Origin of the sequence: Mesorhizobium sp. M7A.F.Ca.CA.002.05.1.1, from assembly GCF_003998335.1 — a bacterium.
Classification (GTDB): domain Bacteria; phylum Pseudomonadota; class Alphaproteobacteria; order Rhizobiales; family Rhizobiaceae; genus Mesorhizobium.
In genome coordinates this window covers 1-4,600 of record NZ_RZQI01000470.1, presented here as the reverse complement: position 1 = coordinate 4,600, position 4,600 = coordinate 1, and the positions used below count along the sequence as shown (strand labels likewise).

The window sequence follows — 4,600 nt, the reverse complement described above, 5'->3', positions numbered from 1 at the left end:
CCAGCGAGCAGAAAGGCGTCGCCATCCCACGACCGAAACGGCTTCTCGCCGTCGATGAGGACCCGCAATTGATGAGCTTGCGCCAGACGGCCGATATCATCGCGGTCTGAGAGAAGTGATCCGCGATAGGAATAGTTCAGCAAGGCGAGCCAGCCCGGCCGTTTCAGAACGCGCGCAATTTCGTCGAAATGCCGATCAGCCATGCCGGCCAGAACCAGATAGGGAAAGCTGTCCACCGCCAGCACGCAATCGAAACTGGCGTCGGCGAATTCGGACAGATCGAGACCGGAGGTTTGTCGCAACTCGACATTGCCGAGTGCGGCGCATTGCTCGGAGGCGATGGAGATCATCCGCGGCGATATGTCGATGCCGACCATCCACTTGAAGGATTTGCACAGCGCGCGCTCGAAACGGCCGATGCCGCAACCGATGTCGAGAATGCTCCGTTCCCTTCCGGTGAATTCTCGCGCCTCCAGCCATGCGACGATTTCGTTGGTCGTGACTGTGAGCCTTGCCTCATCGCCGAGGGATGCCAGTTGGACACTCGCGGCTCCCGAAATCGCTGCCGCGGCATCGAAGCTGGAGGCCAGCCGCATGACGACAGCGACATTCGTCTCGCCCTCATCGCGCTCATGCCGAACGGCGCCACCCGTTGCCCGCAACATGGCGAAGACGTCTGGTTTGCAGCGCAGCAGTCCGGCGACCTTTCGCAGCCTTGCTGCGTCGCCGGCATCCGCCGGCTGGACCTTCAGCACGACCTCCGCCAATTCCGCCGCTCCAATTGTGGGCGGCAGGTGGAGCGCCAGCCTGACGAGAACACCTTCGGCGCAAATGCCATCGGCCATGCAGTCTTCAACCGCCAGCCTGACCGATGTCGTGCGCCGGGCGGCTTTCGGTGCGGTTACACTCATGCATCAACTCCGCGTCCAGACCCTGCGCATCGTCCACCTGTCGACGGCGCCCCAGCCATATTTATAGGCCTCCTGGCCGCGCAGAAAATCGAACTCGCGCGCATCTTCGCGGATCGCTTCCGCGATTGCGTGGCCAATCAGGATCGCACCTGGACTCTCCTCGGCATAAGCAGGGTCGAAGCCACCGAGATAAGCATAGGCACGGCCGCGGTGGTGAAATCCGTAATAGGCGCCGACGGTTCCGCCATCGATCGCGAACAGCCAGCATCGCACCAGACCGTGAGCGTCGAGCAAGGGAAGTGAGAGCCGATGGAATTGCTCGACGGCGGCGTTGGCCAACACACCGCCTCCTTGTTCGGCCCAGCGCATATTGTGCAGGCGGATCAATTGATCGAGGAAAGTTTGCGGACTGCCGCTTGCCGACAACAGCGCGATCCGGCCGCATCTTGATGCGGCTTGACGCGCCCGACGCAACTGGCGTCTGCGTCTTGCGGGGACGCAGCCTGCAAGCGTTTCGTCGCCGGCGAGGGCGAGCACGGGGCAGGCGGCATGGGCGGTCGGCCAATCCATCTCGGGATGCGTCATCGCAAGGGAGAGGCTGTCCTGCGGCAAGTCCGACAAGATCCATTGCGCCCACCCGATCGAGAGGATCGACTCGGCGACAATGTCGACGACCTCGGCTTCGCTCCCAGGGACAGCCAGAATGTCCAGATAATCGCTGAGCGAAATGCCGACCGGAAGCAGCTTCGAACCGGATATCCCATGCTCAAGGTAGAATGGCGCCAGCCCGACCAGATCGTCGCCACGCCAGACCGCGACCGTCGCCAGTTCACCAGGTGCGAATGCGTGCCACCACGGCACCAGCCAGGCGGGAGATTGAAACGGAGTCGCCGAGGGACTCTGCTGCCACAGTTTCCACCAGTGCGGCGTCAAGGCGTCCAATTGTGTGAGGTCACCGATGATTTCGCTGCGCAGCACAGTTTAGCTCACGGCGTCGCCGCGAAGCGCCGGCGACCAGTGCCAAGCCGTGCCAGCGCTTGATAGGCGTCCATGTAAGACGAGATCATGCGTTCCAGCGAAAACCGCCGTCGCGCTTCGGCCCTGCATGTCTCGGCATCCAAGCTGGGCGCCGCAAGAATGGCTTGGGCCATCTCGTCGACCGTATCGACGAGAAAGCCCGTCCTGCCGTGCTCTATGACATCGGGAAGCGCACCATTTGGAAAGGCGACCACCGGGGTACCGCAGGCGAGGGCCTCCATGGCCACAAGCGAGCTGGTCTCGGCTGCGAGACTCGGAATGACCAGACAGCGCGCCGCATTGAGAATGCGTCGCTTGGCGGTGAAGCCGAGAGGGCCAAGGAAGCGGCGGCGGCCATCGAGGCGAGGTTGGACCTCATCGCGAAAGTACCGCGTATGCGTTTCATAGGGATAGACCTTGCCGCCGATGACCAGCGGCACATCTGCCTGTTTGGCTGCGTCGAGCGCCAGGTGGACGCCCTTTTCCGGACAAACCCGGCTTAGAACAAGGGCAAAGCCGCGCTTCGACTGCAGCAGGGTCAGTGCTTCGATGTCAACGCCGTTCGGAATCGGCGCCGTCAGCCGGGCGTCTGATGGCGCGGTTTTCTGCTGGGTGGGCGAGACCGCATGGAGCCAGAGATCACCGCGCGTGGGGCGCAATGCCGCGGCCGGATACCAATCCAATGGCAGGTGGAGGGTCACCAAGGTCGGACCATCGTCGGGCAGATAAGCGTCGAAATCTATGCCGTGCAGATGAACCACGTCGATGGGCCATCGGGCACGGGCAGCCGCGATCGCCTCGCGATGGGCCTGTTGCGCGCGGCTCTTCGCCGCCTCGTCGAGTACGCCGTTTTCGGCCGGTATTTCCACAAGCGTGCCGCTCGTTCTGGAGCCTCGGCAGCCAATGACGATAGATCGATGACCGGCCTGAACCAGTGCCCGATCGAGCATCGACAGAACCTGTTCGGCACCGCCGACAGCGTCGGGGCCGACGGGCGCGAGAGGGTAGGCGACATTGAGGACGGTGAGTGTCTCGCCTGGGCGCGTCTCGTTGCCCTGCGCCGTATCTCCACCTGTCAACGGCGTCGCGAAGTCCTGCATCTGATGCATGGGCAGCATGACATTTCACGCGGCCGAGGCCCGCTGCGTGGGGAGCGAGGCGGATGTCATGCCAGGCGCATAGCGGCGGATCATGGTTGAACAGAATTCAGCGAACTCCTCCGGCACCAGGGGCGGGCTGGTGTGGTGGGGCATCATTCCGCGGTGCTGAGGTGTGAAGCAGAAGGTGACCGTCACATCGAAATCGGCGAGTGCTTCCATCTGCCGGTCGAACCAGTCCAGCGCATTCGGCCGAAAACTGTCCGCCCAGGAAAGCCCGGTACGCATATTGGTGACACCCAGCCGCTTCATCCAGGCGACGGCATCGTCCAGCCGCGGGTCTTCGAAATGAAACCACTGCACCAGGCCCATTGCGGGTGTATGGCGCAGGAATTCCTCCAGCGCGGGCTTTGGCGTGCCGTCCTGGCGTAGCAGCCCCATATGGAAATGACGATAGTAAGAGGAGCCCTCGGCTTCGCGGTGACGCGTCGTTGCTTCCCATTCACGCGGAAGATCGTAGAGGCTGTACCACTGGATGCGTGGCGCATTGCCGAGCAGCAATTCAGCTGTGCGCTTGAGCCCCCAGACTTGGATTTCCTCGGCGCCGAAGGTCGATACGCCGACTTCGCTGACCCAGATGGGAAGATCGGTGACGGTCGCGATCTCGCCGATCTTCTGCGGCCATTCCTGGATCTGCCACAGATTCCAGTCGAGGGGAAAGCCGTGCACGGCGACGGCATCGACATGATCCAGCACGCCGAATTCCTTCATGCGGGTGATGAACCCCGGATCTATTGGCGAGATGCCACCGAGCACTTTGGTCAAAGCCGGGTTTTCAGATGCGATTGCGTCCGCCGCCAGGATTGCCATCCCGGCGAAGCGGCTCCAATCGGGGTCGAGCTCGGGATCCCAATGCGATTTGTTATTGGGCTCGTTCCAGATCATCGCGGCTTCAATCATGGCGCTGTCCTTTCGAGGGGTAGACGGGACCCCCACTGGCCGCGTCGCCGGCGGCGCGGCAGAAATAGACCTCCTGTTCGGGGTGCAGAACGATCTCGAAACCGGCGCTGCGCAGCATCGCTTCGGTGCAGGCGCGGTTGGGTATCCACCAGTTGGTCGGGTCATCGGCATAGCGGTGCTCGATGAAATGGAGCTTGGGAAATTCCGGCCGGTCGAACAGGTCATGCGTCCAGAAATGATAGTTCTCTTCCATCTCGGGCAGATCTGTGCTGCCGCGCTGCATGGACTGGAAGATCATCAGGTCACCGGCGACGTGCTCACGGATAAGGTCGAGCGCGAGCAAGGGGTGGCGCAGGTGATAAAGCACCCCCATGAACAGCACGACATCGAACGTTTCACTCAGGGCGCCGACGTCGTAGACCGAAAGTTTCTGGAATTCGATCTCGCAATCGGCGATCTCGGCGGCAAAGCGGGCCTGCGCCAGATAGGCCTCATCGAAATCGATGCCGAGGACACGGGCAGCACCTCGCCGTTTCATCTCGATGGAATAGAAACCGGCATTGCAACCAATATCCAACACCGTCTTGCCTGTCAGATCGGCGGGAAAGGGCTCGG

The 4,600-nt window shown here is 62.2% G+C and carries 5 protein-coding genes; all 5 read right to left on the bottom strand.

Annotated features, from left to right (window positions below; genetic code table 11):
- Positions 1-911: class I SAM-dependent methyltransferase (locus EN939_RS21755; protein ID WP_127270587.1), on the bottom strand; the 911-nt coding region annotated here is incomplete at its 3' end.
- A 3-nt stretch (positions 912-914) separates the two neighbouring features.
- Positions 915-1,889, bottom strand: a complete 975-nt coding sequence (locus EN939_RS21750; protein WP_128306976.1) for a GNAT family N-acetyltransferase — start codon at positions 1,887-1,889, stop codon at positions 915-917.
- Between the two features lie 8 nt (positions 1,890-1,897).
- Entirely contained in the window at positions 1,898-3,046 is a 1,149-nt protein-coding gene (locus EN939_RS21745) for a glycosyltransferase (RefSeq protein ID WP_127269612.1), read from the bottom strand.
- Positions 3,047-3,052: 6 nt separating this feature from the next.
- The gene (locus tag EN939_RS21740) at positions 3,053-3,985 is read right to left on the bottom strand and encodes a beta-xylosidase (RefSeq protein ID WP_127269611.1); all 933 of its coding nucleotides are present in this window, start codon (positions 3,983-3,985) and stop codon (positions 3,053-3,055) included.
- Positions 3,978-4,600: TIGR04290 family methyltransferase (locus tag EN939_RS21735; RefSeq protein ID WP_127269610.1), on the bottom strand; the 623-nt coding region annotated here is incomplete at its 5' end. The genes EN939_RS21740 and EN939_RS21735, both read right to left, overlap by 8 nt.